The following is a 25,400-nucleotide window of genomic DNA, read 5'->3' as shown; positions in this document are numbered from 1 at the left end:
TACCCAGCGGCGAGCCCGATAAGAAAGGCCTTCAAGCCGAATGCGCCGGTGTAAACACTGCATCTGACTGTTCCGTCCACGCGATCGATGCTCGGATGCTGTCGAGTGTGCCAATCAGGTAAAGCAGCGGAGATTCAAAGAATGCACTCGACAACCCACTCTGGCGCGTTGCGGGCCGGGGAGCGGATGTCGTCCACTACATTCGGTCACTTCAATTAATGACAGAATTGATTCGGATCAATTGCGCTGTCGACCACCGCTTGAGAGCAAGGTCATGAAGTCGAAATCTGATCCTGTGCGCCTAGACGCTTGGGACGTCCGGATTCTCTCAGAGATTCAGTCAGACGGTCGGATTTCGAAAAGCGAGCTCGCAAAGCGTGTTCACCTTTCGGCTTCGGCCTGTTCGGAACGGCTCCGTATACTCCAAGCCGCAGGGATCATTGAGGGGTTCTACGCGCGACTCAGTCCATCCCTCATCGGTGGCATCATCTCTATCATGGTGGAGGTGGTTCTGGATCGCCATCGTCTTGAGGATCAACGGGACTTCGAGACTGCGATCCAAGAGGTTCCGGAAATCCTGGACTGCTGGGCTATCGGGGGGCGGATCGACTATCTGATGCGCGTTTCTTCTCCTTCCATGGCTGCGTATCAGAATTTCATGGAGGGACTGCTGCAGGCAGGCTTGGGGATCGACCAATACTATAGCCTTGTCGTGACCAAACCAGTGAAATCCAATTCACCGATCCCCTTGTCCGCTCTAAGGCAAAGATAAACTCCCCAAACCTCGATTTCCACGGCGATCGGTGTCGTTTCCGCGAATTCGTCGGCTAAAGTCGTACATTCCCGCGAAAGTCGAGAGGCGTTTGCCGGTATACTAATTGCTAAAGAGGCGGCTGGCTGAGTGTCCTCCGCCGATGATCGCGAGGAGACGGACGATGAGCTTGAGCAATCTGGGAACCGAGCAACTCCGGGAGAAGGATCGGAGCTTTGTCTTTCATCCGTCTACGCACTTAGCCAAGCACAGCCGCGGCGAGACGCCAAACCGAATTATGGTAGGCGCAGAAGGCGTGTACATCTGGGATACCGAAGGCCGAAAAAGCCTCGACGGTTTTGGCGGGCTCTATTGCGTCAATATGGGGTATGGCTGCACCGAGATAGCCGACGCCATTGCCCGGCAAGCGCACGAGTTGCCGTTCGCCCATGTCTATGCAAGCCAAGGAACCGAGCCAGTCGCGCTCTTGGCAGAGGCCGTGGTCGAATATTTCGGTCAGAACATGCGAAGGGTCTATTTCGGCCTCTCCGGTTCCGACGCTAACGAAACCAATATCAAGCTGGTCTGGTACTACAACAACATCCTCGGCCGTCCTGAAAAGAAGAAGATCATCTCGCGACATCGCGGATATCACGGGTCCGGGCTGATCACCGGTAGCCTGACAGGCCTTCCCTTCTTTCACAATTTCTTCGACCTGCCGCTGGACTTGGTGCGCCATACGACGACGCCACATTACTATCGCCAGGCGCATGACGGCGAAAGTGAGGAAGCGTTCTCCAGACGCTGTGCTAACGAACTTGAAGCCCTTATCCTCGCTGAAGGCCCCGAGACAGTTGCAGCCTTTATCGGAGAGCCGGTACTTGGGACCGGCGGCATCGTTCCGCCCCCAAAGGGATACTGGACGGCAATTCAAGGCGTGCTCGACAAGTACGATATCCTTCTGATCGCCGATGAAGTGGTCTGCGGCTTCGCGCGAACCGGTGAGAAATTCGGTTCCCACCTGTATGGCATGCGCCCGGATTTCGTCACGATCGCCAAGGGCTTGAGTTCAGCCTACCTGCCTATCTCCGGGTCTATTATCGGTGATCGGGTCTGGTCGGTCTTGGAACAAGGAACGGAGAAGCACGGCCCACTTGGCCATGGCTGGACATATTCTGGTCACACGCTTTGCGCGGCGGCAGCGCTTGCGAATATTAAACTGCTCAAGGAAAGAAACATCTTGGAACATGTTCGGGATGTCGGACCGTATTGGCATGCCCGCATGAGAGCCGAACTGGAGGGACATCCTATTGTTGGCGAGGTTCGCGGCGTCGGCATTCTAGCCGCCGTGGAGCTGATGCAGGATGCTAAAGGGCGGGTACCATTTGAACCCGGACTTCAGGTCGGCGTGCGCGCCGCTGCTGCTCTGTTTGAGAATGGTGTCATCGGCCGCGCTATGCCGCATGGCGATATTCTCGGCTATGCCCCACCTCTGATCATTTCCCGGAAAGAGATCGACATCATCGTCGACGCGACCGCGAAATCAGTCGATACGACCTATCGCGCGCTGAAGGCGGACGGCGCGATATGATCTGGCGTGAGATGAAGCCTTCCACTCGGATCGGCCGGGACATTCACGTGCGGCAGCCCTGTGGCGTCATGAGCAGGGGGGCGCAACAATCCGCTTCGCTTTTAAGGCAACTTGCATGGAGGGTGTGCGAGCCGATGCCGAAATGCGACGCCAATCTCGAAAAACACACTGCCGCCTTCGCGTCCGAAGACGGCTCACGTGAGCTGCTGCAAAAAAAGAGGTGACGCTTTCACAGACCACAGACCGCAATCTACCGTGAGGCTGAGCTCCTCCATGGAGCAGTCTCAACCGCACGCAAAAAGACACCCCGACCGTGATGAAGTGCAAACCCAAGAGGACAACTGTCACCTGCTAACAGATGACGCTGGAATGACGTCTCGGTTTCGATAACAGCGCCGTCGAAGCACATATCGCCCTCCCAAGGCGCACCGGCCCGGCACGGAGCTCAGTCTCCGGCCGGGCCTTCTACCCAGAATGGCTGCGGATTGGCCGGCCCGTCTTGGCTCCTTTTTGGGAGGCCAGAACTCACTGCAGTTTAGCTATGCAAGACGCTTTTCATAGATTTGTAGAGCAGATCGCGGACAGCGCTGACGCGACGGACCTGCGCAACGCTCTGGGCGAGATTGCCTCTTCGCTCGATTTGCCGTCTTTTGCCTATCTTTTCCCTTCGCCTGTCAAGGGCCGCAAGGTCCGCCTGATTTCCACCTACCCTCAATCCTGGACATCTCACTACCTTCAAAGTCGGTATGAAAAGATTGACCCGGTTATCCATCAGGCGCGTGGTGGTCAGGAACCATTCAACTGGGATGCGCACGGTGCTGTTCTCGAACTATCGACGCAGCAGCGACAATTGATGGATGAGGCGACGCAATTTGGCATTCACTGCGGCTTCACGATCCCGATCCATGACAGCACCGGTACTTTTGCAGCACTGACCTTCGCCTCCGATGAAAGGCGACCACCGTTCTTTCGCCTGATTGATCGATATGATCGCGTGCTGCAGCTCATCGCGGTCTTCTTCCACCTTCATGCCTGTCGCAAGCTGGCCGACGGCAGGACCGTGGCTGGCGTTGCCCTGTCGCGAAGGGAAATGGAATGTCTGAAGTGGGCGGCTCGCGGCAAGACGGCGTGGGAAATCGGCCGCATCTTGGGAATCAGTCGGAGCACCGCAGCCTTTCATCGGGATAACGCCAGGAAGAAGCTTGGCGTGAAGACGGCTATTCAGGCAGCCGTTCGACTTGCACTATCCAGGCCATCTCTCTTCACCTGATCTCCGAAACCTGGGCACATGCACAGGTTGTATCAACTCCGGCCTTTCCCTTCAATCGCAGGTGTTATCCATGCGAGGGAGAAAGGCCATCATGATGCAGTTGATCACGCCGGATTGCTACGCTGAGTTCAGCGACGAGCTCGAGCAGATGCACCGCTTGCGGTATCGCGTCTTCAGGGATCGACTTGATTGGGACGTTTCGTTCAGCGGCGGCTTTGAGGTCGATCCGTTCGACGCGCTTCGTCCCCACTACCTATTGCTGCGTGCGCCCGACGGACGCATCGACGGCTGCGTGCGCCTGTTGCCGACTACAGGACCGACAATGCTGCGCGATAGCTTCTTCGCTCTCCTTGCCGACCGTCCAGCGCCGGAAGATCCGCGTGTTTGGGAAAGCAGCCGTTTTGCGCTTGATCTGCCGCCTTCCGCGCCGAAACAGGCGGGCATCGCTACTGGCACCTACGAGCTGTTTGCCGGGATGGTCGAGTTTGGGTTGTCACGTGGTCTGCACAGCATCGTTACCGTAACGGATCTACGCATAGAGCGGATCTTGCGTCGCGCCGGCTGGCCACTCGAACGGCTGTCCGATCCGCAAACAATAGGCCACACGCGCGCCGTTGCCGGATATCTCGACGTCTCAACACAGAGCTTGGAAGCCCTCCATCGCAATGGCGGACTCAAGGGCCCGGTACTGTGGACACCGGTCATGAAGATCGCCTGAGCCTGGAATCCGACCTTTCTTGGAAACGATGCAATGGACGAAACAAGACCTGGTGATGGTGACTATGGCTATGTCGAGCGGCTGACCAGCCGAGGCTGGGCCTGGGAATTCCTCAGGCGCAATCCGGACTTCCAGAAGGATCTGGCGAACGCGCTACGCGGTGCCGAACGCACGAACGCCCCGTCCGTGGACATTATCAGCCTGGCTTCGAACACTGTTGATCTCTCGCGGTGGGGCCTTCTGTTTTGCAAGCTCAAAAGGAACTGATGCGAGCGTTTTTTGGTGCCCCTGCCAATGTCCGCATGTTTTACCGGTTGCTGCCGAAATGGCGGCGCGGCCGCGCGGGGTCGACGTGCTCGATCTCGTCGCGCACTCCTGCCGCATCTCCATACTCGTCACGCGGGATGGGCATCAGCACGTCCTTGTCGAGGACAATGGCAGGAGCTTGCAATTGGCTGCTTCAGGCGTCAGCATCCTCGAACCTGTGCGATTGACAGCCTCCGTCCTCTGGTCGCCAGAGGAACTGAAGCAACGCCTGAACGCGCTGGAATGTCTGAACAGCCTCCGTTCGACCGGCAGGCTGCAACCAGGATTCTTTCCGACCGAGCCCCGTTGCTCGCGGTTGCGCCGAGTGTTGCGTGCGCTCGACGGCTCCATCGCTGGCGCACCACACCGCGAAATCGGCCTTGCCCTGTTCGGCAGAGCCCGCGTCGAGCAGGACTGGGCCGACCCCGGTGACCATCTTCGCGACAGCGTCCGCCGTGCAGTCAGACGCGGGCGCTGGCTCATGAACGGTGGGTATAAGCGGTTTCTTCTATAGCGATCGTCACCATCAGGCCTCTTGGCCAGAGAACAGCTCTTTGTACCCCGCGATCACCAGCCAGTGGGCGCGCGCGAGATGGCTGCGAACCGCCTTTTGGGCGCGAGCCGGCTCTTGCACTGGATCGATGCCCAATATCGCGTGCGCCATCTCTTCTTCGCTGGCATTGCCGGCGCATGCGTCTAAGAGCTTCAAATATATCGTGAAGTGCTCATCGTCGTAAGCCGTCAGGCTCTCCGCCCATGGGACCTCGTCGGCAACAGCAGGTTTGAGCAATCTGTCTACCATTTCATGTCTCGCCGTATGACCTATGCCGCGTCCGCGCAGATCTTTGACTGCACAATATCCTAAAATGGGATAATCCGAAACTGGGATTAGTCCATGAGCCGGTTCCTTCTTGGCCGGTTCGTCTGATGCCGAAATCCCTTCGATCAGCTCGCCAGCGCCGGCTGCTAGAACGGCTGATTGCGGCGCGCAAAACCAAAGGGGTCACCCAGACCCAGGTTGCTGATATGCTGGGCCGCCCACAATCCTTCGTGGCCAAGTACGAGGGTGGTGAACGTCGGCTGGACGTAATTGAGTTTCTCGACGTTACCGAGGCTCTCGATATCGATCCTTGCGAGCTTCTGGCACAAATGCGTCGCTCTCGTGACCTGTAGACGGCGTTGCGCTTGGATTGCTCAACAAACGCCCTCAACAGGGGCCTCGTCCGCGATCGGCGCATTCGGTTCAGAGTGAAGCACCGCTGTCCTATCTTCGATAAATCGGTTCCGCGCAGCCGCCCGCGGGCGGATTGAGACCTCCGGTGCGGAATACATATTATAGTTAATAGACTGAAGATGCCTAATCCGCTGACTCGGGGGATGGACATGCGCCAGTTGGTCGGACGGAATGTGCAGACGTTCAGGCAGAAGAACCATCTGACGCAGGAGCAGCTTGCCGAGATCTCCGGCTTCAGTCAGCAGTACATAAGCGGTTTGGAGAAAGGCCGCAGAAATCCGACGATCGTCACGATCTACGAGCTGGCACAAGCGTCGGCGTGAGCCACATGGAACTCGTTCGGCCTGGCCTGAGAAACGGTAGGTGACGCCTGGGCCTTGCCACCTATCGAACCCATCGGCTTGCCAGCCGATCGCACTGCGAAGGAAATTGGTGCCCAGAGCAATGAATGGACCCGCTCCCGATGTCCTTGCCGTAGCCGTGCCCGCCCGCGCCGGGCTCGTGGAAATAAGCGGGATAGCCAAGAGCCTGCAAGCTTTGCGGCCATCTTGCGGCGCGTGGCCCGGATCCGGATCGGGCGCGGCGCCGGCGTCTGCAGCGAGCTTGCGTCGCGTGACCGCTTCGCCGCCTTCCAGCCGCGCCTCGTCATCAAGTCCCGTGTCGTCAAGCTGGATGGAAAGGGACTTCAGCGGGCGCGCGCTCAATCTGCGCTATATCCAGCGCGCTGGCATTCGATAGCAAGCCCAAGGGAACTTTATGATCCGGAGGATGGCACGACCAGCGACCGTCATCAGTTCAGCTTCATCTTTTCGGCCGAGGCACGGTGACCGATACCGGGATCTGGCGTTTCGAGCCGAGACCGGTCGCGACAGCCTCGTCCGCCCGGGCAAGGAAATGTTCGAGCAAGTGGAGTGTGTGTCTGAGCAGCGCAAGGAACTGACGACGCGCATAGTTTGCAAAAGCTGACGCCTCACGAGCGCGCGCCGAGGATCCGCCAGACGGAACCGGCTGTGAAAGGGCAGACCGCTATATTTTATATGCGGCTCGGGGAATCAGACTTGCCTCCGTAACCGATGCACGGCTAGCCAAGTCAATACCCAGTCGGCGGTGGTATTAAAGCGGATGTCATAGGATTCGCCCGCAGGTAATTCCCTGCAAAGGGTTTGTGTTAGGTGCAGCCGCAAGCATCCGTTCGCAGGGGGCGTCCGTAGTTCAGCACACTCGAACCCAAAAAAGCGCCGCACCACCGGGTAGAGTCCTTTGAAAAGTGTTTCCTTTGCCGAAAAGAGCAGCGTTGCCAGCCGATCTGGAGGGAGCGCCGTCTGTCGTGCAATCAAGGCACGTTCACGCTGGTTAGCCGTCATGCTCAGGATCGATTCCAGCGCGTGACCGCTGGCTATTGCCTCGATGTCGACACCGGCTTGCCAGCCTGGATCGCCTTTGGCGAAACAGGCGCAATGCCCCCGCGCATGGGTGATTGAACCAATTGAGCCTTTTGGCCAGACTGGGGCGCGGTCGGGGCCGATGGGAATCTCAGTAGTAAGTTGGCCCAGCGCTTGCAACGCCGCGTTCGCCATCGCGCGACCGGCCAGAAATTCGGCACGGCGTAACGGTAGTGCCGTGCACAAGCTGGGAGGGAAGGCCAAGGCGAGCTTATGAAACAGATCTTCCGTGTAGCACTCGAAATCGAACCGGCCATGTAAAAGAACCGCATCGACGTATCCCGTGTCGTGCAAGGTCACGTCTTTAAGAAATCCAAGCGAACGGGCAGAAAGAGCAATAAGGTGCCTGACGGGTGAGGCGCGCATGCTGGAGGCCGCGCTCACCGACACAGGGCCTAGCCTAGACCCCATAGCCGTAGACAAACGCAAGGTTCTCCTTCGGCTCGGGAAAGCTCAGTTTTCGCGGTGGCGACCGCATGTTTGGCGAGCGTGATCATGGATGATTTCTCCTCAGTCTGTGCCGCAGCGCTTTTGGGGATAGCCCGAGCATGGGTCGTGCCAACTAGGACCTTTCAGAACAGTGCGATCATTCCGATGGTACTGTATCATCCGACATCGTCGAAGATCCGACACCGAGTCCTAGCGTGACCGCCTGTCGGTTCCCTGTGCGAACTCGGTGTGCGCCGCGGAAAACTCAACTCACCGCGCACTGGTCGAGTTGCATCCGAGGAATGACTCGATTGCAAGGTGTGGGCCGACCGTTGATCTCGCGACACAAGCAACCTTCCATGCATCTGGATTTGACCCGGCGCCCGGCATGTCGGAATGCGTGCGACCGCCGTTGCGGTCGTGTCGTTCTCGTTGATAATGGGTACGGCGCCAACTTTGAGAAGTCGTTGAAGGGTTGAAACCGCATTGAGGCGGCGATGCTGATCATCTCTTCGCGGGTCAATAGTATTTGCCCAACGCCAAAACTATGGCGTTTTAAACTCTGTTCATAGGCACGCATGAGTTGAACCTGACCGATAGCGCCCGCCGTTTGTTTCTCCTCAACTCGCAGAGATCTGTCCAGATGGTTGAAGTGACTTGAGCCGACCGCGACAGCACCAGACGTGACGATGATCACCTGCTGCCCGCGTGCGAAAAATCGGACGACATCCTCTATTAGTGTTTCAAGCCAAGAACCGCGTATTTCTCCGGTTTCTGGATCGCCGATCAGTGCTGAGCCAATCTTCACTATCAACCGGCGAGCCGAAACCAATCGGATCGAGCTTGTTGGTGCTGCCGCTGAGTGTTGCTGCACTGGAAGTGAAGACACGTATCTCCAATCTCACCTGTCCTGAGCGTCATGGCCTTCGAGGGGTATAAGGGCGCACGAGGCGCCCTTGATTTCAGATCGGCTGTCAGCAAGCCGCGTCGCCTTGGTATCAGAAACGATAGGTGACGCCTGCGCCTATCAACCACGGATCGAGCGCAGCCTTCCCCGTCAGCTTCGCGCCGTCGACCGTGACGTCGAAGTCTGGCTTGAGGAAAAGCTTCTTCACATCGAAGTTGACGCCCCAATGCTGATCCACCATGTAGTCGAATCCGACCTGCAGCGCGGTGCCGAACGTGTTCTTAACCTTGAGAGCATCGGCGCTGCCGGCATCCTGGTTATAGAATATCGTGTAGTTCACGCCGGCGCCGACATAGGGCTTGAAAGCGCCGAGATCGGTAAAATGATACTGCAATGTGAGCGTAGGCGGCAGCAGCCAAACCTTGCCGATCTTGCCAAGCCCGCCGATCGTTCCTTGGCCGTCGATGTTGGCGTAGGTGGTGCCGAGTATGAGCTCCGTGGCGATGTTGTCCGTGAAGAAATAGGAGATATCGAGTTCCGGCGTCACCGTGTTTGAATAAGAAAGATCGGAGCCGGGCACTGCATTGACGTAGCCCGAATCCTGAGTGACGACCCCCAACGCACGCAGGCGGATCTGCCAAGGGCTTGGCGCTTCCGTGGCCGAGGCTCCTGCCTGCGGGACGCTCGCCGCTTGCGCAAGGTCCGCCGCGACGGCCTGCTGTCCCATCACGATGAGGACAACGGCCGCTGTTACTCCCCGCGCGGCGCGCATTTGGTTTCTCGCCATAATACTTTCTCCTTGCTCTTCAGAAATGTGGACTGAACTACGAAAAGTCCTGCTCGAATTGCTTGGGATTGCCGCGGCGCTCATGCGCAGTTTGCGTGTGACCGCGCACGCATCATTTGCGCCGTGCTCGCAATCACCGACCTGACTCCTGTGTCCGTGCCGCAGCGCGTTTTGCGGACAGCCTCGCAGGAGGCGTGCCAAATGAGAAAATGGTTTCAAAACAATGCGATCACGCTGAGGGCGCTGTGTCTCATGTCCGACATCGTCGAAAATCCGACAACGAATGCAGCCGTGACCGCCTCATAGAACCTCCTGTGCCAGCTCGGTGGGCACTGCGGAATAAGCAGTGAAGCTCACCGCGCAACTGCCCGAGCTTCGGATCGACATCGGCGACGGGGCCATCGACGACCACTACGTCGCAGGTGTCGGGCGCGGCACAGCCTGAGGACTCCGCGGCGGCGCTCATCAAATAGCTGCGTTTACGATGGCTCCATCCTGGCCCACCGGTGGGCGCGCAAAAGGCTGCTTTGCGGCCTCATCCCTCCGCCTGGATTGAGTCGCAGGGACCGAATGGCGCACGTGCTTTTGGAACCGGCAGAGTGGCCATAACGCAATTGTCTTCCGGCTATCTTTGCAGAGATTCGACAATCCGTTGGTGAAGGTCCCATGTCGCCCAATCATTGATGTGCTTAGGTCTGGGCATGCGCTCATCCGCAACTATCTCATCAAGAGCATCGATCCGACACCAACGTAGAGAATTGCTTCCCCATGAGAGAGGCCCTCGCGGCTGACATGAGAGTGCGCCACTCTTCATGATCGCGGCCTCCCAGGATGTCTGGATCGACCCAGTGCAACGGCACTTAGGGCGGAGGATCTGGCAGCTCTTGCAACTGCCGACCTCGATGGGAGAAGGGCAATCGCGATCCGTCCGGCAGACACACAAGGTTCTGCACTGTCCGTTCATGAAGACTTCGTGCTGGTCTCCATAAGAGAAGTATTCTGGTGCAGAAGGTGCCCGATTAGCTATTCGGAAAAAGGCGACATCGACGTGCAAATCGGGCGCCGCCGTGAGGCGTCCCCATCAATGTCGGATTTCCGACAGGATCGCAAATCCAACAACCGATTGTTTAATAAGATCTTCCTTCTCTGGCACGGCCCATGCAATGGGACTCTGCGAACGCATCAGCGAGAGGTCTCCATGATCATGCGCACCGAAAATGCCGTCGCCGCAGTGAAAACCGCGCTCTCGCCGCCGAAAGGCCGGCGCGTCATGGTTGAGGCGGACGATTGCGCCGGCTTCAAATACCTCGATGGGCTGCGTCTCGCGTGACGGCGACGCGGGCATCCAGACGGGCGGATAGGACATACGTCGTTGCCCCACGTCGCCGGCCTGACCCCTCGATTGTCACCGCGCTGGAATGCTCGGGTCTACATTCGACGACCCGAACGCGCTGGACAAATTCTCGCGAACCCGGTCGGGACCGGGCTCCGAAACGTCCGCGAGGGGGCCCAATGGCTATGGCCGATATTCGCCGCGAACAAGCCGCCGAGTCGGAAAAATCTATAGGAGCAAAGCAAGTGGAGTTATCTTGCGTTGGAGTCGGTGCTGGGCCGTCTAATTTGAGTCTTGCGTGTCAGATACACGAGCAAATTGGGCGAGGGGCGCTGTTCCTGGATCGGCAAGTCGACTTCCGTTGGCATCCCGGCATCGCGTTCGATTCCTCGGAGCTCCAGGTCAGCCACTTCAAGGATCTGGTCACGCTGGTGAATCCGCGATCAGCCTACACTTTCGTAAACTTCCTGCACGAGAACGGGCGTCTGTATCACTTCCTGAACGCACAGTTCGAAGCCGTGCTCAGAGTTGAGTTCGAGCAATACCTGAACTGGGCCTTCCACAGGAACCCACTTGTGCGTCGCGGCGAGATCGTGCACGAAATCCGCTTTGACGGCGAGTTTCGGGTGCGGACGGATAAGGCGGTTCTTGGCGCCAGAAACGTCGTGGTTGGCATTGGCAAGCAGGCGCAAATCCCGCCTCAGTTTCAGGGCTGGATTGGATGCAACCTGTTCCACTCATCTGTTTTACTGCACATCCACCCTGAGGTGCGGAGAAAGCATGTCTGCGTGGTCGGCGGAGGCCAGTCGGGAGCCGAGGTGATGTTGCATCTTGTCGGCCTGCCGAAAGAACGGCGGCCTGCCTCGATCACTTGGGCCTCGCAGCGCGAAAACTATCTGCCTCTGGACAATAGCCCGTTCACAAACGAGTTGTTCATGCCCTGCTTTTCGGATCGTTTCGCGGCGATGAGCGAGTCGCAGCGCAAGCTGCTCCTGCGGCGTTTCGTGCTTGCCTCGGACGGCATTTCGGAAAGCACGTTGCGCGCGATCTATCAGGCGCTATACCGCCACGCATTTTTCGAGCTAAACCGATGCGACATCACACTGCGGCCAGGCTGCACCGTCTCGCACTGCATCAACGCCGGCGCGGGTCACAGGCTGACCCTGCAGCACGGCATGGACGAAGTCGAAGAAGTCACGGCTGACATCGTCATCCTGGCCACCGGCTACGAGAACGCGGTGCCAGACTTCTTGGAACCCATCGCACACCGGCTGGAGCAGATCGACAATGAATTAGCTATTCGCGAGGATTTTTCGGTGAGCTGGGACGGGCCGGGTGACAGACGCATCTTCGTACAAAACGCGAGCCTCGGGCAGCGCGGCCTGGCCGATCCGAACCTAAGCCTGCTGGCCTGGCGCGCGCGCCGCATCCTCGATAGCCTTCTTGGGCGCGCGCCATGCGCAAACCCCGAGCATCCTGGCTTCATCAGCCATACCTCGGTCGAGAGCTGGCCCGCCCCCGCAGCCGAAGAAATGGGCAGCGGGATATGACTCGTAGACTTTTGATCATCGGCGGTGGCATCCTAGGAATGATGTCCGCCTCCGCTGCGGCGAAGGCCGGAGGCTTCTCCGAAATCGTCGTAACCGAACAAGCCCTTGGACCAAGCGGCGCATCGCATTATTCTGGGGGCGTGCATTTCCCCTACGGTTGTCCAGACCGTGCCAGGTCGCTCACTCGAAAGAGCGCCGTGGTCTTGGCGGCCATGGCTGGGTCGGCGGTCAGCGGATGGTGCCGGCCTTTAGCGATGCGTGTCGTGGCTGGACCGGGTGAAGCGATTGATCCGGCCCAGTTTACGGAACCCCTGGACCCGGCTGAGCCTGACATAGGCAGTCTCGCGCCGAGCTTCTGCGGACAATATCCGCCGGAGCGGAACGCACTTAGCATCGCCGTCCCACATGACGTGAGTCCGTCTCCGTGGACCCGCAACTTGACCAGCGCCCGACTGCCCTAATTGGGATGTCCGACCAACCAGTCTTTCCAACAGGAGGCTTTTCGCATGTTGACCGATGCACAAAGAGAAAAGTGGCAGAAAGACGGATACGTCCGGCTCGAAAGGTTCTTCGCTCCAGCGGCTCAGGAAGATATCTCTACTTTTGTCGAAGATATGTCACGCTGGGATGTCAGCGATGATAAATGGCTCATGTGGTTCGAGAAGACGACGGACAATCGAAAGATCACCTCCAAGATCGAGAATTTTCTCGACTTCCATGATCCATTGCGTCGTTTGCTCTTAGAAGATCAGCGCATAAAGTCAGCGGTCGAAGATTTGCTTGGCGAAGATTCGCGCAGGCTCAAGGAGTTGCTGATTTTCCACTACCCCGACAGCGGCGGATATCTCCCGCATCAGGACATTTATCACATTCCACACAAACTCCCCGACCGGATGGTCCATGCGGTGGTTGCCATAGGCATCGACGACTCCGACCCGGAAAACGGCGGGCTTTTCTTCAGCCCCGGCAACCACAAGAAGGGGGTGTTTCCCATGGATGCCGGTGGGGTGATCGATCCTCAAGTCGCCGAAATGTTCTCCTGGGAACCCGTAGTATGGAAGGCTGGCGACATCTTCATCTTCAACGATTACGCACCGCACTACTCACGACCGAACAAGAGCAATCGTTCTCGGCGGACACTCTACTTGGTGTTCCAGCGTGCTTCAACCGGTGGACCGACCCGCGCTGAATATAACGTGCTTAAGCGCGCCCTTAACCCGCCCGAGGGCAAAGTGGCCGATCTCGACAATCTCAAGCCCCCAAATGGCATCTTCTATCGCGATTGAGCTCACGCAGCCAGGCGGAGGCATGCACACGAAACTGATCGACCGCTCAAAAATGCGCGGACGGTATGGCGGTCTGATTTGCGGGCTCGCGGAGCATCGACCGCAGCCCGTTACGACGCTTTGGCACGTGGATTGTGGAGGTGGTCGCAGGCGGTCTTCTGTGCGCCTACAGCCCGACTAGTGCCCCCCTTGGTCGCCCGCCTGGCGGCCCAGAGCCGCATTATTCTGGCCGGGGCCGCCAACGAGTTGGGCTGCCGCTTCGCTGCGCAACTTGCACAAGAGGCTGTTGCGTTGGCAGCCGAAGGTCCCACTGCTTGAACAGCTTAGGTTCATTGTCATGCGCAAATACACGTTTTCTCGAACGGAGCTGTCGCGGGCGTTCGGTATCGACATGGCCACGCTTGGAACGGGAAGCGCTCTCACGGGGTTTTCATTCGGAAAGGTTGGACCCGGCATCACATCCGAGCCCCATCGGCACGACGAAATCGAGGCCTTCGTGGTCCTGTCTGGCGCGGGCAAGGTCACGACCGACTGTGGGGAAATCTCGGTCGAGGCGGGCGATGTCGTTCTGTTCCACCCTTTTGAAGCGCATGTGCTGCGCAACGACGGAAACGAAGACCTAGATTTCGTCGATGTCTACTGGCGAGACGGCGAGGCCGCCCTTCATGCCGCTGCAAAGACGACGGCTCCACGCGGGCCGATCTTCGTTTTCTCCACGCCGCCGACGCCTAATGGCGATCTGCATTTAGGGCATCTTTCTGGCCCTTATTTTGGCGCTGATGTCTATACGCGTTTCCTGCGCATGAAAGGGGTCGAGGCCTACCACCTGACAGGAAGCGATGACAACCAAAGCTACGTCGCGACACGCGCCGACGCCGATCAATCGACGCCCGCAGAGGTAGCGCGCCACTACGCGGACGAGATTCGCGCCACGCTTGCACTTTTTGACTGCGAGATCCACAGCTTCCTACACACGATGGGTGATGCCGCTTATTGCGAATTTCAAGCCGCGTGTTTCCGCAGTCTTCTGAGCAGCACGGCGGTAGATCTGCGCCAGAGCCCTGCGCTTTTCGATGCCGTGACAGGCCATTACCTTTACGAACCGGATGTTAGCGGCCTCTGCCCCGATTGCGGCGGCTCCGCCGGTGGCAACATCTGCGAGGAATGCGGCGGCCCAAACCTTTGCCACGACTTGGGTGCAGCCCGGTCACGGCAGTCTGCCGAGGCGCCGCTGGTCGGCTCCGTCCGCCGCCCGGAACTTGCCTTGGACCGATGCTACGACAATATCGACCGGCATCTAAGGGCGTCGGGCGTCCCGCTACGAATCTTGGATCTCTTCGCGCGCCTACGCCGACGCGGCAACTTTTCAGTGCCCATTACCCACCCCTCGGACTGGGGCCTGCCGGCCGAAGGGCTCCCGGGGCAAGTGATCTGGGTCTGGCCGGAGATGGCTTTCGGTTTTCTTTACAACATCCAGGCGCTCGGCCGCTTGCTGGGTCGCGACTGGAAGGCGGAGATGCCCGGCAATGACTGGCAGATTGTCCATTTTTTCGGCTTCGACAATTCGTTCTACCACGCGCTACTCTACCCCGCTCTTTACGCCGAGGTGTTCTCCCACTGGACGCCACGCATCCGGTATCATGTGAACGAGTTCTACCTGCTCGACGGCAAGAAGTTCTCGACCAGCTGCCGCCATGCGGTCTGGGGCAAGGAGGTTCTGAGCCCAAAGACAGTCGACGTCGTGCGCCTCCATTTGGGCCTGACACGCCCGGAAGGTGAGCGGACGGATTTCACGCTGGACGCGCTGCGCCGCACCGAGAACGAGGTGTTCCAAGGGATTTGGCTGAACTGGCTTGATGCGTTGAACCAGGAAATCAAGCAGGATTTTGCCGGCCGTGTACCCGATGCAGGCGACTGGAGCCCTGTCGGCCGCGCCTTCTTTGCTCGGATAGAGATCTATCGCGCGGCGATGGAGCGCGCCTATTCGGACGAAGGCTTCTCGGTCCGGCGCGCGGCCGCTCAGGTCTGCGATTTCGTGCGCGATTGCGTGATCTACCGTCGGGCGCAAGACTATGCGGCGGCGCGACGTTTCTATCCCGCCCGCAATCGGACTTCGCTAGCCCTTCAGACGACGGCCGCTGCGATCCTGGCACCGACACTCGCTCCGCTCATGCCCCGATTCGCCAGAACGCTGGCGCGAGGCATCGATGGCGTCTCAACCGAAACATGGCCCCGGTCCGTCCAGCGCCTTGCGCCCGGGACGCGCTTTGATCTCGGACCCGTGTTGGTGTTCTACGCCAAATCCGGCAATCCTCATCTCGATGAGGAGGAAGCACTAGGAGCCCAAAGGTGCACCAGTGAGCTATCCCAATCTCGACCAGATCTGCGCGGCAATCAAAGCCGATGATGCCAACTATCTTTGCTCGCTGTCACTGGCGACCGAACCCGCTATCAGACGGTAGAGACCAGATGACGGACCTGAACCAACGCATCGTCGACACCCTGGCCCGCGCCTTCGAGGACCGCTCGGCCGATCGCTTCCCAGCCCTTGCTGTTTCGTGCCGCAAATGCCGTGTGGGTTCGACTGCGCTGACCAACCTCTTCGGCATCGCGGGATTTCCGTCCTCCAGCCGGTCAAGACTGTCATGCGGTTCGAGCGCTTGGTCAACCTGGCGCGCCCTGGATCGTGCGCCGATCACCGGAAATGTCGAATGCGAAGGCCTGCCTGATGGTATCTTCGATTCTGTCCGAGCCTGTACTGGCGCGGCAGTCGGCCGAAGAACGACTGAGCTACTGACAATCGGAAGGTAGCAGGTTCAAAATTCTGCCCCAGAAACCGGATATTACGCACAACCAGCGTTCACGATCGCGATGGTGCACAAGCTTCCAACCAGACCCGCGCAACGACAGCCCGTCGCCTGAAGATAGTCGGCGAGGCCGCCAAATCCCTCGCAAGCGTATCCTCCGTCACATGCACGCCGTCTTCGCCGACAATGCAGACGCTTGTCTCGTCGAGAGATAAGTCCAGCCAGGGTGCTCCTTCAGGATTGCGTGTTTGCTCGGGCACGGAGCCGCCCCTCAGTTCCCCGAGGAGCGATCCTACAATTCACATATTTGGAGATCGCTCGCTAGTTACCCGGTCTGTGAACCCTGCAAGCCGAAAATTCAGATGCCGCCAATGCAGAGATATTTCATTTCTAGGTAGTCCTCGAGGCCATGGCGGGATCCCTCCCGCCCGATGCCGGACTGTTTTATCCCACCGAACGGCGCCGCTTCTGAAGACATCCGGCCGGTATTTACCCCGACCATTCCATATTCCAAGGCCTCGGCCACACGCCAGACACGCTTCAGGTTGGAGGCATAAAAGTAGGCCGCGAGGCCGTAGATCGTGTCGTTGGCCTCACGCACGACCTGATCCGCAGCTTTGAAGCGAATAATCGGTGCCAGCGGCCCGAATGTCTCTTCTTGCGCGACGGTCATCTCGCTGGAGACACCGGTCAGGACTGTCGCTTGGAAAAACGTGCCATTCGTGCCGATGCGTTTGCCCCCGCATCGAATTGCGCCGCCTTTGGCGACGGCATCGGCAAAATGGGATTCGATCTTGGCCAAAGCGTGCTTGTCGATGAGCGGTCCGATGTCCACTCCGGGAGCGAAACCGTCCCCAACTTGAAGTTGGCGAGCCCGTTGCATGAATTTCTCGACGAACTCGTCGTGAACGCCCGACTGGACGTAAAGGCGGTTCGCCGAAACGCAGGTCTGGCCGGCATTGCGGAACTTCGCCTGGATCGCACCGTCAACCGCCGCATCGATATCGGCATCATCGAAGACGATGAAAGGTGCATTGCCGCCGAGCTCAAGGCTGACTTTTTTGATCTGATCCGAGCACTGGCGCATGAGAAGGCGCCCGATCTCAGTCGACCCGGTGAAGCTGATCTTGCGGTCCTTGGGGTTGGTACAAAGTTCGCGGCCGACCGCGTCACCTTCGGACGCATAGATCAGGTTGACGACGCCTTCGGGAAAGCCAGCCTGATGGGCGAGGGCGAACATTGCTCCCGCCACGAGCGGCGTCTGTTCAGCGGGCTTGAGGACGATCGTGCAGCCCGCCGCCAAGGCTGGCGAGATTTTGCGCGCCACCATTGAGGCCGGGAAATTCCATGGCGTTATCGTGCCAACAACTCCGATGGGCTGCTTGATTACCAGCATTCGGCGGTCCATCGATGGTGCGGAGATCGTCTCGCCATAGACGCGATTGGCCTCCTCGGCGTACCATTGCAGATACGCCGCAGCATGCGATATCTCCGACTTGGCTTCGGCAAGCGGCTTGCCCATCTCCGCGGTGAGAATTGCGGCGAGATCGTCGGCGTGGTCGATGATCAACTGATGCCATCGCCATAGAACGTCGCTGCGCTCACGTGCGGTCAACCCTGCCCATCCAGGCTGCGCGACATAGGCCTTGTCGATCGCAGCGCCTGTCTCCTCGACACCCATGTCGGGTAGTTCTGCCAGCACTTCGCCAGTCGACGGGTTGAGGACCTCGAATGTCCGCTCGCTAATCCGCGTGCCAAGTGCCGGCAGGCGATCAATGGGTCCAAACAGGTCGGGGGATCTCAGGTGACGGATCATCGGCAGGCACAGGGGCAATACCGGATTCCTCCTCAACGCAGCAGGTATATATAGCAGGTGCGGTGTGTACTCCGCGACGTCCGGGTTCCTTATAGGGCCTCGGCCAGACAGCTGGTAGACCACGGTACCCAACTGGAAAGGGAGAATACCTGAATACGCTAGAAGATGCCTCGCGGTTCTACTAGTCGAACGATTGAACAACGGACATCGGCTTCGCCAGCCGCGCGGAGTGGATGCTGGTGGCCTGCGCCTACAATCTGCGGACCACGAATCGGCGACTCTGTTCACTCGAAGAGAGGCTGGCCTGAGGAGGAGCGCACCCCAATAATGACGCCTGAACCGGCAAATGCCTGGCAAGGCCCGCGAAAACCGCTCCTCGCGGCTTTAAACAGATCCCGTTTACCGGGCGAGCGCCCGCAAGATGAGAAAGAGGATGGAGAGGAACAGGGTGGCGAAGGCGCGCCGAGGGAAGATCGGCCGGCGCGTTTGCATGGGGATGGAGCTCATGATCAATTCCCCGCCTGTTGCTGCGGCAAAAGATAGCCTGTGGTCGAATGGTCGAGCACCAGATAACGCGCGGCGACCGTCTTGACCTCGTCGGTGGTGACCTTGCGGATGCGGTCCGGCCTCTCGAGCACGTCCTTCACATTGCCACCGGTGGTGAGCGTCTTGCCATAAATGTTGGCGATGTGGCCCAGCTCGTCGTGCGCAAAAATCACCGAGCGGATATAGCGGTCTTTGGCCTTGTCCAGCTCGTCGCTGGTGACGCCATCCTTGGCGATCCGGGCGACTTCGGCAACGGCCGCCGCTTCGAGATCGACTAGCTTTGCATCGCCGCGCGGCGAGCCGGAGATGGTGAAATTGGTGTCGTCTAGCATGGTGCCCTGGAAGGAGGCGCCGACCGCCGAGGCTATGCCTTGCTTGACGACAAGCTCCTGATATAGCCGGCTGCGGCTACCGCCGCCGAGGATCTCGGCCAGCAGGTCGAGCGCCTCGGCCTCGCCGGGCTCTGCCGTATGATAGGACGGCACCACCCATTGAGTGGAAAAGCTCGGCACCGAAACGCGCGCATCGGTCAGCGTCACTGTGCGCCTGGTGTTCTGCTCCGGCTCGACCGGACGGTGGCGCGGGGGCAGGTCCGGCCCGCGCACAACCTTGCCATAGGTCTTCTCGGCCAGCGCCTTCACCGTCTCAGGCTCTACGTCGCCGGCCACCACCAGCACGGCGTTGTTCGGTCGGTAGTATTTGTTGTAGATGGTGAATGCGTCGGTGCCGTTCAGCTTCTCCATCTCCTGCATCCAGCCCATGACCGGAATGCGGTAGGGCTGGTTCTGCCGCAACGTCGCGTTGACCTCCTCGTCCAGCAGAGCATGCGGGTTCGTCTCTCTGTGCCAACGGCGCTCCTCCAGGATCACGTCGCGCTCGGTCTTGATATCATCGTCGTTGAGGATGAGGTTGAACATGCGATCGGCCTCGAAGCCCATCATCTCACCCAACGCCGAGGGCGCCACCGTCTCGAGGAAGGTGGTGTAGTCATAGGCGGTGAAGGCGTTATTGTAGCCGCCGATGGCTGAGACGGCTCGGTCGAACTCGCCGGCGGCGTGGTTGGTCGTCGCCTTGAACATCAGATGCTTGAGGAAATGGGCAAGACCGGATTTGCCGGGTGGCTCGTCGGCGCTGCCGATCTTGTACCAGAGCATATGAGTGACGATCGGCGCGCGGTGATCGGGGATTACGACCACTTCCATGCCGTTGTCGAGCAGGAAATCCGTCACCTTCCCGCCGTCGGTGGCGGCCAGAGCCGGAGCGGTCGTCACCAGGGCCAGCGCGGTGGCAATGAACGCCCTGCGCAGCCAGGGGGACGATCGATGGCTGCGGTTGTGGTGGTGGCTGGTCGAAAGGCAAGGTTCGAGGCAAAGTGATTTGTTCCTCATTTTGATGAAGTCGCTGCGTCCCCGTCTCCCCGCGTGGGAGGATCGGGGGGCAGCGGCGAGCCAGATGAATAAGCTCTTCACGGGGCCAGGCCTTACTCGAGCCTCATCTTTGGATGGACCCAGGAGACCTGCGGGAGTATTTCTCGGTGAGGTGATCATGGGACGGGATTCTCCTTGGTCCGCGACGCCTTGCGGATGACCAAGCATGCACCGTGCCAGATCAGAAAACCGTTCGAGGCAGTGGACAAATAGGGCTCTGCCATGTTGCGCATCCGACATTGTCGGACATCGGACAGGGCCGAACGCGACGGGCGCGGCTGAGAATATCTTCTTCGTTCGGAAGACGATTGGGCGCGCTGCCGGGGAGGGGTATAGGATGCGCTTCGAATGGCCGCTGCACTGACGGTGAGAATGGAGATGTTGGTCGCCCCAGCGGGACCCTGTCCTCGACAGCCAGACCGGGTCGATGCTGAAGGGCAGAGGCGTGAGCAGCCCAGCCAACTCGAACCCGGAGCCTGCTCGCGCGCTAGGACGGATCTGATCCAAAAATCGGCAAGTTGGGCGATATCCGCGAGGCGCTGGAAAACGAAGATCGTAGGACTCGGGCGGGAAAAAACGATGCGGTCGCGCGCTTCTGGCGTAATGCGCCTGCCGCGAGGCCGTTGAGCCTGATGAGTTGCTGCGGGAAAGGGGAGTGTTTGCGCGGGACCTTGGTCAAACGTAAGAAACAACCGTCGAGCTCGCCGTAGAGGGGCATGCAGGCACGTCTGTCGCTGGAGGACAGCAGCACGGAAGCTGTCCGCGCTTGCCGTCGTCGCTGGGTACCAAACAGGAGAATTTGGCGGTCGCGGTCGAATTCATCTGCGCAAATACCGACTGGCTGTGCTCGGTTTGCCGGCGAACAGATTTTGCCTTCTTTGCGGCTGCAAACGCATCCCTGGCGGCGTGGTCCCTTAGGTCAAGAGCATCGGGTGAGTAACAGCCTGATCCTGCTCAATCTGATACGCGCCAACCGCCTCGCCGGATTGTGGAACCGCTCGCGGGTAGCTTCTACCACAAACAGCAAGGTCATGAAATCAAGTAGGAAGTCGTCGATCGCTTGGGCGATTGTTTCTGACTTGCCCTTGAACTGGTCCAGCAAAACGCGCGCGTTATCGATCGCTTCCACGCTGGTGGCATCGATCAACCCCTCGACCCTCTTGAAACAATCCAATTCGAAACTCCTTCAAGCGCTTGCCAAGCCGTTATGCACGAAGGTAGCTCCGTGAACTACCCGGCCTTTGACCTGGCGGCACGAGCAGCGGTCGGCCTTACGTCCCGTGCCTCCAAGCACCAGCCCTAGACGTGGCGCTGAGGAGCGTTGGAAGGATCGGGCGCTTCCGCCATGCTCGAGCGGTAGTGTAGGACAGTGCTTGCTGGCGACTACGGCCAAAATGGAGTGCGCCAGCTGATCGGGGCTTAACAATTTTTCGCTTTTTGCTGCGCCCAAGTCTCGGCTATGAGTCAGGCAGGCCTAATGGCCTGCCCGACGTTGCAATTGTTAAGGAGGAACACGTATATGCCTACTGGAACGGTAAAGTGGTTCAACAGCACCAAGGGGTTTGGATTTATCCAGCCCGACAATGGCGGTCCGGATGTTTTCGTCCACATTTCCGCTGTCGAACGCGCGGGCCTCTCGACCCTCGCTGACGGCCAGAAGATCAACTATGAGATCGAGCAGGATCGCCGCACCGGCAAATCCTCCGCTGGCAGCCTCAGCAAAGCTGGTTGAAATTTTCTCCTGCGTCCTGGCAAGAGTGGGCGCGTAGGTCCGGAGGTCCTCACGGCCGCTCGATAGGAGCGAGCAAAAACTGAGGGCAGCAGATTGCTGCAGGCGTCGCGAATTCCTCATGAAACAAAAAAGGAAGGCGGGGTTGGCCCCGCCTTTTTATATGACGATATGACGCGCAGATTAAGCCGATGGCTGCAACGCTCCAGAACGAATCTCCATTGCCGAAATCAAGCCGCGACCTTCTTGCGGGTTCGCTTCGTCGGCGCCGGCTCCGGCGCTTCCGGCGCTTTCGGTTTGCGGCCGAGCCCCATTGTCTTGGCCAATGACGAGCGCGCCGCGGCGTAGTTCGGCGCGACCATGGGATACTCCGCCGACAGGCCCCATTTGGCCCGATATCCATCCGGCGTCAGCCCATAGTGGGTCGACAGATGGCGCTTTAGCGATTTGAATTTCTTCCCGTCCTCAAGGGAGATGATGTAGTCCGGTGTCACCGACTTCCTGATCGGGACTGCAGGCGTAAGGGCAACCGGCTCTTTTGCAGAGACACCTTCCGCCGTCCCTTTCAGAGCCGCGTGCACTTGGCCGATGAGGGCAGGGAGATCCCCCACCGGGATCGGATTGTTGGAGACATAGGCTGAGACGACATCGGCCGTGAGCTCGATGAGGGTGTTGATGTTTTTTTCGGCTTCTTCTGTCATGAAACTCTCCAGGCGGCGTGAAACACAGTCGGCGAAGCGTCGCTTCATAGTGGCGGTCTCCGCTGAAAGCAACCAAGGTCTCGACAGGATTATTGCGATGCTCGTCCAGCGAGATCTATGGCGCAGTATCGCGCCGTCATGACCGTTGATGCGTTCCGTTGTTGGCGACCTGCCGCGGTGCTTGCGCATTTTCAGGCGCGTCTCGGCCGAAAGCTTTGCGCCAAAATGACCAGTAATCTCGAAACGAAGCGGGCTATTCCTGTTTCGCCATTCTCTTTTTGGCTGTGAAATCGATGGCAGAGCAGTGGCCGCTTCCTGGTGGCGCGTGGAGGAACTATCAAGCGTTGATTCGCAATGGTCGAAACGATCTAGATTCATCCGGTGAGCCGCTCTTGCAGCAGGATGTTAGGGATTGACCCGCTGGCAAACCGAGGACATCACGCCGCTGCTTTGCTATTGAACCGCTATCGCTGTGACAACACATTCCGCAATGGTGGGCGGGTGTAGAGGAGGCGCCTGTTCACGCAAAACTAGCGGTTTCAGCAGGTCGGGAGGAACGAATGAGCTCAGGGACTTTCAGCAGCCCACTTTTCGTAAGGCGTGCAGCGCACATCGTGCAAGAGATTGCCAGTCCTGCGGATGCTATCGATTTTCTCAACGAATGGCCAGAAGATCGCAGAGACCGGATCTACGAAGCCGCCCTCAGGGCGTGCTTTGATGCATACAACGGACGAAAACCTGCGAGCGCAGCGCGCAAGGCTGTTTTCCGCTTTGCGAAACAGGTCGCCATATTGGAAGATGCAACCTCGGCGATGCAATGGCTCGCTGCCTGCATGTCGGGCAGTGGAAAGCGCAAGTATAGGCGCCGCAGTCGTGTGTGAGGCTGGAGCGGGTACGCCGACGAGGTTATTGTGTCGAGATTTCGCCGGCATCTGGAGCGTAGTGTAGCGAACAAACAATATTTTGCGGCGCTATGGCGATGTTAATCATCTTGTTGTATTTGTAAATCAGCTTCTCGCGATAGGATTGCAACGCCTCCGGTGTGAAAATCACTGCGTGGGACTTGGTTCTCAAATTCATGATGGTAAATTAGCATGTAATGATTGCAAAGCAGTTGTCCCATCGAAGCAAGATGATAAACGAAGCCAAAATTGTGCTCCGTCGTCTGCCAATATTCGCTCTATGGAGGCCTACAAGCCAATTAAAACAGCTACTCGGGCGCCTCTGAAATTCGATAATTCTGCTCACCCCAAACGGCCCTCTACAGTCGAAATAAGATCGTCCCGCAAAGGTGCTACAAGACACTATCGCGGATCGATTTGGGCCAAGGTCGATCTGGCGAAGGCAGGCGGAAGTCGAGCAGGACCTGCTGCGGAACAGATAACCGGCCCCAAACCGAATCCGACACGGTGGCCCCGATTTTTTCATAGTTGAAGGCGCAGAGAGAACCGGAGCACGGCTCCGGCGCCGCCGCTTGCCGAGCAGCGATCCTCCGCCTCCCAAAATCCAATCGAGAAGAGCGTTCAATTCCGGGACGGTCCCATCTCTGCCGCGAAAACAGGTGTCAGACCCCCGGTCCTCTCCCGCAACTGATCTAGCGCAGGGCGTTTATGAGCCGCATATCCCAGAGTGGCTGCGTGCACGACGCAGCGAGATCATTTATGAAAATCCTATTCAGTATGGCTGTCCCCTTGCTGACGGCCACCGCCTTTGCTGCGGATTCGATCCCCGCAGACCTCAGAGAAACGGCAATGGCCACTTTCAAGGCTTTGCCACCCACCACGCCGGCAGTCGCCAACAACCCGATCACCCCGGAAAAGATCGCTCTCGGCAAGGCACTGTTCTTCGATCCACGCGTCTCTGCGTCAGGCGTCTTGTCGTGCAACTCGTGCCACAACCTGGCCACCGGCGGCGACGACAATCACGAAACCTCGATCGGCCATGGTTGGCAGAAGGGACAGCGCAACGCGCCGACTGTACTGAACGCTGTCTTCAACATCGCCCAGTTCTGGGATGGTCGTGCCGAAGACCTGAAGGCTCAGGCGAAGGGACCGGTCCAAGCCGGGATCGAAATGGCCAATACACCGGGCCAAGTCATCACCACGCTCAAGTCCATGCCGCAATATGTCGAGTGGTTCGATGCAGCTTTTCCGGCTGAAGCCGATCGGGTCACCTTCGACAACCTTGCCAAGGCAATCGAAGCCTTCGAGGCGACACTGGTCACGCCGGCCCCCTTCGACAGTTTCCTGAATGGCGATGACGCCGCCATGACTTCCGAACAGAAACAGGGCCTGGCGCTTTTCATCGACAAAGGCTGCTCGTCCTGCCATGGCGGTATCAACGTTGGTGGGCAAGCCTATTACCCATTCGGCCTCGTGGAACAGCCCAGCGCCGAGGTCCTGCCGGAAAAAGACAAGGGCCGATTTGCGGTCACCAATGCAGCCGACGATTCCTATGTTTTCCGCGTGGCGCCGCTGCGCAACGTTGCACTCACCGCGCCATACTTTCATTCGGGCAAGGTTTGGGATCTGAAACAGGCCGTTGCCATCATGGGAACCACCCAGCTTGGCGTGGTACTGGCGGACGAAGAAGTCGACCTGCTTGTTGCCTTCCTCAACTCGCTGACCGGAAAGGCACCCGAGGTCGCCTATCCCATCTTACCCGCCGAAACGGCGACAACACCCCGGCCTATAACGCAGATCTTAGGAAAATAAACGGCCAGCTGACTGCGGAACATCGCACTTGACAATGATTGCGACTTTTACTGGAC

The 25,400-nt window shown here is 58.8% G+C and carries 23 protein-coding genes and 1 pseudogene; 15 read left to right on the top strand and 9 right to left on the bottom strand.

The features are described 5' to 3' along the window. Nucleotides 1–274: 274 nt before the first annotated feature. From NKH28_RS26210 to NKH28_RS26185, 6 genes are all read left to right on the top strand, one after another. A complete protein-coding gene (locus NKH28_RS26210; RefSeq protein ID WP_352621197.1) occupies nt 275–772 on the top strand; it encodes an Lrp/AsnC family transcriptional regulator in 498 nt (165 codons plus the stop codon). Between the two features lie 163 nt (nt 773–935). Further along, nucleotides 936–2,342 carry an aminotransferase gene (locus NKH28_RS26205; RefSeq protein WP_352980756.1) on the top strand — a complete coding sequence of 469 codons (1,407 nt, stop codon included), beginning with the start codon at nt 936–938 and terminating at the stop codon, nt 2,340–2,342. A gap of 541 nt (nt 2,343–2,883) precedes the next feature. Then, on the top strand, nt 2,884–3,612 hold the full coding sequence (locus tag NKH28_RS26200; RefSeq protein WP_352496525.1) for a LuxR family transcriptional regulator: 729 nt from the start codon (nt 2,884–2,886) through the stop codon (nt 3,610–3,612). Between the two features lie 91 nt (nt 3,613–3,703). Further along, entirely contained in the window at nt 3,704–4,330 is a 627-nt protein-coding gene (locus tag NKH28_RS26195; protein WP_352980755.1) for an acyl-homoserine-lactone synthase, read from the top strand. Nucleotides 4,331–4,363: 33 nt separating this feature from the next. After that, a complete protein-coding gene (locus NKH28_RS26190) occupies nt 4,364–4,597 on the top strand; it encodes a transcriptional regulator domain-containing protein (RefSeq protein WP_352549367.1) in 234 nt (77 codons plus the stop codon). 58 nt (nt 4,598–4,655) lie between these two features. Then, on the top strand, nt 4,656–5,150 hold the full coding sequence (locus tag NKH28_RS26185; RefSeq protein ID WP_352496528.1) for a DUF2285 domain-containing protein: 495 nt from the start codon (nt 4,656–4,658) through the stop codon (nt 5,148–5,150). 12 nt (nt 5,151–5,162) lie between these two features. On the opposite strand, the gene NKH28_RS26180 is transcribed toward NKH28_RS26185, so the two are convergent. Beyond that, nucleotides 5,163–5,438, bottom strand: coding sequence for a DNA -binding domain-containing protein (locus tag NKH28_RS26180; RefSeq protein WP_352496529.1), 276 nt, complete (start codon nt 5,436–5,438; stop codon nt 5,163–5,165). Nucleotides 5,439–5,563: 125 nt separating this feature from the next. Between NKH28_RS26180 and NKH28_RS26175 the strand changes: the two genes are divergently transcribed. The 3 genes and pseudogenes from NKH28_RS26175 to NKH28_RS26165 all read left to right on the top strand — a co-directional run bounded on the left by NKH28_RS26175 (nt 5,564) and on the right by NKH28_RS26165 (nt 6,697). Beyond that, nucleotides 5,564–5,809 carry a helix-turn-helix domain-containing protein gene (locus NKH28_RS26175; RefSeq protein WP_352496530.1) on the top strand — a complete coding sequence of 82 codons (246 nt, stop codon included), beginning with the start codon at nt 5,564–5,566 and terminating at the stop codon, nt 5,807–5,809. A gap of 204 nt (nt 5,810–6,013) precedes the next feature. After that, nucleotides 6,014–6,237: pseudogene (locus tag NKH28_RS26170) on the top strand (helix-turn-helix transcriptional regulator). Between the two features lie 190 nt (nt 6,238–6,427). Further along, nucleotides 6,428–6,697 (top strand): hypothetical protein, encoded by a 270-nt coding sequence (locus NKH28_RS26165; protein WP_352980754.1) that lies wholly within the window; start codon nt 6,428–6,430, stop codon nt 6,695–6,697. Between the two features lie 225 nt (nt 6,698–6,922). On the opposite strand, the gene NKH28_RS26160 is transcribed toward NKH28_RS26165, so the two are convergent. The 4 genes from NKH28_RS26160 to NKH28_RS34530 form a co-directional block, all read right to left on the bottom strand. After that, complete coding sequence (locus NKH28_RS26160) at nt 6,923–7,696, bottom strand: 4'-phosphopantetheinyl transferase family protein (RefSeq protein WP_352980753.1); 774 nt, start codon at nt 7,694–7,696, stop codon at nt 6,923–6,925. A 310-nt stretch (nt 7,697–8,006) separates the two neighbouring features. Beyond that, nucleotides 8,007–8,549 (bottom strand): amino acid kinase family protein, encoded by a 543-nt coding sequence (locus NKH28_RS26155; protein WP_352980752.1) that lies wholly within the window; start codon nt 8,547–8,549, stop codon nt 8,007–8,009. Between the two features lie 190 nt (nt 8,550–8,739). After that, entirely contained in the window at nt 8,740–9,420 is a 681-nt protein-coding gene (locus NKH28_RS26150; RefSeq protein ID WP_352549383.1) for an OmpW/AlkL family protein, read from the bottom strand. 1,096 nt (nt 9,421–10,516) lie between these two features. Further along, nucleotides 10,517–10,801, bottom strand: coding sequence for a hypothetical protein (locus tag NKH28_RS34530; RefSeq protein ID WP_502906663.1), 285 nt, complete (start codon nt 10,799–10,801; stop codon nt 10,517–10,519). A gap of 146 nt (nt 10,802–10,947) precedes the next feature. Here NKH28_RS34530 and NKH28_RS26140 point away from each other — a divergent pair, with 146 nt between their 5' ends. The 3 genes from NKH28_RS26140 (at nt 10,948) to NKH28_RS26130 (ending at nt 16,011) form a co-directional block, all read left to right on the top strand. Next, the gene (locus NKH28_RS26140; RefSeq protein WP_352980751.1) at nt 10,948–12,318 is read left to right on the top strand and encodes a lysine N(6)-hydroxylase/L-ornithine N(5)-oxygenase family protein; all 1,371 of its coding nucleotides are present in this window, start codon (nt 10,948–10,950) and stop codon (nt 12,316–12,318) included. Between the two features lie 506 nt (nt 12,319–12,824). Next, the gene (locus NKH28_RS26135; protein WP_352980750.1) at nt 12,825–13,604 is read left to right on the top strand and encodes a phytanoyl-CoA dioxygenase family protein; all 780 of its coding nucleotides are present in this window, start codon (nt 12,825–12,827) and stop codon (nt 13,602–13,604) included. Between the two features lie 337 nt (nt 13,605–13,941). Continuing rightward, on the top strand, nt 13,942–16,011 hold the full coding sequence (locus tag NKH28_RS26130) for a class I tRNA ligase family protein (RefSeq protein ID WP_352980749.1): 2,070 nt from the start codon (nt 13,942–13,944) through the stop codon (nt 16,009–16,011). 758 nt (nt 16,012–16,769) lie between these two features. Here NKH28_RS26130 and NKH28_RS26125 read toward each other — a convergent pair. From NKH28_RS26125 to NKH28_RS26115, 3 genes are all read right to left on the bottom strand, one after another. Further along, entirely contained in the window at nt 16,770–18,227 is a 1,458-nt protein-coding gene (locus tag NKH28_RS26125) for an NAD-dependent succinate-semialdehyde dehydrogenase (RefSeq protein WP_502906665.1), read from the bottom strand. 509 nt (nt 18,228–18,736) lie between these two features. After that, nucleotides 18,737–20,161 carry a M16 family metallopeptidase gene (locus NKH28_RS26120; RefSeq protein WP_352980748.1) on the bottom strand — a complete coding sequence of 475 codons (1,425 nt, stop codon included), beginning with the start codon at nt 20,159–20,161 and terminating at the stop codon, nt 18,737–18,739. 958 nt (nt 20,162–21,119) lie between these two features. Continuing rightward, the gene (locus tag NKH28_RS26115) at nt 21,120–21,347 is read right to left on the bottom strand and encodes a hypothetical protein (protein ID WP_352473851.1); all 228 of its coding nucleotides are present in this window, start codon (nt 21,345–21,347) and stop codon (nt 21,120–21,122) included. 372 nt (nt 21,348–21,719) lie between these two features. On the opposite strand from NKH28_RS26115, the gene NKH28_RS26110 reads away from it, so the two are divergent. Then, a complete protein-coding gene (locus NKH28_RS26110; protein ID WP_023679670.1) occupies nt 21,720–21,932 on the top strand; it encodes a cold-shock protein in 213 nt (70 codons plus the stop codon). 227 nt (nt 21,933–22,159) lie between these two features. Here NKH28_RS26110 and NKH28_RS26105 read toward each other — a convergent pair whose 3' ends face one another. Further along, nucleotides 22,160–22,630 carry a Ros/MucR family transcriptional regulator gene (locus NKH28_RS26105; RefSeq protein WP_352980747.1) on the bottom strand — a complete coding sequence of 157 codons (471 nt, stop codon included), beginning with the start codon at nt 22,628–22,630 and terminating at the stop codon, nt 22,160–22,162. Nucleotides 22,631–23,190: 560 nt separating this feature from the next. Between NKH28_RS26105 and NKH28_RS26100 the strand changes: the two genes are divergently transcribed. Both NKH28_RS26100 and NKH28_RS26095 read left to right on the top strand, forming a co-directional pair. After that, complete coding sequence (locus tag NKH28_RS26100; protein ID WP_352642380.1) at nt 23,191–23,511, top strand: DUF982 domain-containing protein; 321 nt, start codon at nt 23,191–23,193, stop codon at nt 23,509–23,511. Between the two features lie 780 nt (nt 23,512–24,291). Then, entirely contained in the window at nt 24,292–25,344 is a 1,053-nt protein-coding gene (locus tag NKH28_RS26095) for a cytochrome-c peroxidase (protein WP_352980781.1), read from the top strand. The last annotated feature ends 56 nt before the right edge of the window (nt 25,345–25,400 follow it).

Origin of the sequence: Mesorhizobium sp. M1227 (assembly GCF_040318315.1) — a bacterium.
GTDB lineage: Bacteria > Pseudomonadota > Alphaproteobacteria > Rhizobiales > Rhizobiaceae > Mesorhizobium.
Note: the sequence above shows the minus strand (reverse complement) of the source record. Positions and strands in the feature narration are given on the sequence as shown.